The sequence below is a fragment of the Ornithinibacter sp. genome, assembly GCF_035443565.1.
Taxonomy (GTDB): domain Bacteria; phylum Actinomycetota; class Actinomycetes; order Actinomycetales; family Dermatophilaceae; genus Fodinibacter.
In genome coordinates this window covers 8,935-10,901 of sequence record NZ_DAORSO010000084.1, presented here as the reverse complement: position 1 = coordinate 10,901, position 1,967 = coordinate 8,935, and the positions used below count along the sequence as shown (strand labels likewise).

General features: G+C 69.8%; 3 protein-coding genes. 1 reads left to right on the top strand and 2 read right to left on the bottom strand.

Going from position 1 to position 1,967, the window contains the following annotated elements; translation table 11 throughout:
• On the bottom strand, nucleotides 1-407 hold a 407-nt coding region (locus PLL68_RS09720; RefSeq protein WP_324533560.1), incomplete at its 3' end, for an HAD family hydrolase.
• Complete coding sequence (locus tag PLL68_RS09715; protein WP_159902556.1) at nucleotides 404-637, bottom strand: PTS sugar transporter subunit IIB; 234 nt, start codon at nucleotides 635-637, stop codon at nucleotides 404-406. The genes PLL68_RS09720 and PLL68_RS09715, both read right to left, overlap by 4 nt.
• 85 nt (nucleotides 638-722) lie before the next feature.
• Between PLL68_RS09715 and PLL68_RS09710 the strand changes: the two genes are divergently transcribed.
• Entirely contained in the window at nucleotides 723-1,958 is a 1,236-nt protein-coding gene (locus PLL68_RS09710; protein WP_324533559.1) for a PTS transporter subunit EIIC, read from the top strand.
• Nucleotides 1,959-1,967: the final 9 nt, after the last annotated feature.

Below are 1,967 nucleotides of genomic sequence, written 5' to 3'. Positions count from 1 at the left end.
ACGTCGTCGCGGGTGACGACGACGTCGAACCGGTCGATGCCCCCGAGCGCGGCGAGCGCCTTGTCGGCCCACCGCACCCCGGCTGACGTGACGAGCGCCAGGGGGATGCCGGCCGCGAGCGCGCGCTCGATGCTCGCCACCGCGCCCGGCACGGCATCCGGCAAGCGGTCGCGGGGCACCATGGCGACGATCTCGTGGAACATCTCCGTCGGGTCCCCGCCGCTCCACGGCCCGTCGACCGTGCGGAAGACGTCGTCGGCTCGTCGGCCGGTGAACAGCGAGGCCACCTCGCGGTCGAAGGCCCAGCCGCGATGGGCGAACCACCGCTCGAAGCCGGCCCGGTGGATGGGCTCGGAGTCCACGAGCGTGCCGTCGAGGTCGAGCAGGAGGGCGTGCGGTCGGCTCACATCAGGTCCTCGATGTCCTCGGCGAGGTTGTCGGCCTCGGGCCCGACGACGACCTGGACGACGGACCCGGCGCGGATGACGCCGTGGGCACCGGCCGCCTTGAGCGCGGCCTCGTCGACGACCGAAGGGTCGTGGACCTCGGTGCGCAGCCTGGTGATGCACGGCTCGATCTCGATGATGTTGTCCGCGCCGCCGAGGGCGATCAGGATCTGCTGGGCCTTGCTGCTCATGCCGGAGGGTCCTTTCGGGCGTTCGTCGCGCCGGTGTGATGGAGTCAGCCTCTCACCGACTTGCCTTTGAGGAGGCTCCACCGCCATGACCACGGCTGACGTCGCCGCTGCCGGCCCGGACAAGCAGCGTTTCAACCTGGCGCCGCTGCAGAAGTTCGGCCGCAGCCTCATGCTGCCGATCGCGGCCCTGCCGGTCGCCGCCCTCATGCTGCGCCTGGGTCAACCCGACCTGCTCGGGCGCGACGGCCTGGGCTGGGAGAAGGTCGCCGCCGTCGTCGGTGCCGGCGGCGGAGCCCTGTTCGCGAACCTGCCCCTGCTGTTCGCCGTCGGCGTGGCCATCGGCGTCGCGAAGAAGGCCGACGGGTCGACGGCCCTGGCCGCGGTCGTCGGTTACCTCGTCTTCAAGGGCGTCGGGGATGCCGTGTCGCCCTTCATCCTCCCGGCCCCCAAACCGGGTGAGGACCAGGATCTGGTCAACTACGGCGTGCTCGGCGGCATCCTGTGCGGGCTCATCGCCGCCGTGCTGTGGCAGCGCTACTACCGGATCTCGCTGCCGCCCTACCTGGCATTCTTCGGTGGTCGCCGGTTCGTGCCGATCGTCACCGGCTTCGCGACCCTCGTGCTCGCGGTGCTGCTCGCGATCATCTACCCGGCGTTCGACGCCGTGCTGACCGGCCTCGGCGAATGGGTTGCCGCGAACTCGATCATCGGCGGGTTCATCTACGGCACCGCCAACCGGCTGCTCATCCCGCTCGGTCTGCACCACATCCTCAACTCGGTGCCGTGGTTCGTGCTCGGCGAGTACACGCCAGCCGGTGGCGACACCGTGCAGGGCGACATCGCCCGCTTCCTCAAGGGCGACCCGACGGCCGGTGCGTTCATGACCGGGTTCTTCCCGATCATGATGTTCGCGCTGCCCGCGGCCGCCCTCGCGATCTACCAGGAGGCCAAGCCCAAGGCCAAGAAGGCCGTGGGTGGGCTGATGGCGTCGGTGGCGCTCACGGCGTTCCTCACCGGGGTGACCGAGCCCATCGAGTTCGCCTTCATGTTCGTCGCCTGGCCGCTGTACGTCGTGCACGCCGTGCTCACCGGCACGTCGATGGCGCTGGCGAACGCCTTGGAGATCCGGGACGGGTTCGGCTTCAGTGCGGGGCTGTTCGACTTCCTGCTCAACTGGAACATCGCCACGAGACCGGCCCTGCTCATCGTCATGGGGTTGGGGTACGCGGTGGTCTACTACGTGCTGTTCCGCTTCGTCATCCGCCGGTGGAACCTGCGCACGCCCGGCCGTGAGGACGACGCCGAGGAACAAGCGAGCTGACCGGCATCC

Bases quoted from the DNA above. Each gene is read 5' to 3' on its own strand.
- PLL68_RS09710 (WP_324533559.1), top strand. From the start codon at position 723: ATGACCACGGCTGACGTCGCCGCTGCCGGCCCGGACAAGCAGCGTTTC.
- PLL68_RS09715 (WP_159902556.1), bottom strand. From the start codon at position 637: ATGAGCAGCAAGGCCCAGCAGATCCTGATCGCCCTCGGCGGCGCGGAC.